Genomic DNA, 263 nt, shown 5'->3' with positions numbered 1-263 from the left:
CTACTTGGCTCTTTTCAAGTGGATGTGAATGAGTTGCTCGCTTTGCCCGAAATGTCGATGGAATGGGCAGGCACTATTTTGTTGATTAGCTCGATGTTTCTATGGGGTCTCACCCGTGAAATTGAAGATTACAAATCAGCCGTAAGTGAAGACGAGAAATGTGTAGGCTCTCATCCACTACAAAAAACGGCTCAAGATACTAACTTCGTGACAGCGTGGGTGGTGGTTGCTTTTCTTTTCTTCGAATTTGGCTCTGTGATAGC

General features: G+C 44.5%; 1 protein-coding gene. It reads left to right on the top strand.

Features of this window, described 5'->3' with window-relative positions; translation table 11 throughout:
* Nucleotides 1–263: putative manganese transporter (locus AB4486_RS28200; protein WP_372120131.1), on the top strand; the 263-nt coding region annotated here is incomplete at both ends.

The sequence above is a fragment of the Vibrio sp. 10N.222.55.C6 genome (genome assembly GCF_041473395.1).
GTDB classification, from domain to species: domain Bacteria; phylum Pseudomonadota; class Gammaproteobacteria; order Enterobacterales; family Vibrionaceae; genus Vibrio; species Vibrio crassostreae_C.
This window is presented reverse-complemented; position numbering and strand designations above follow the sequence as displayed.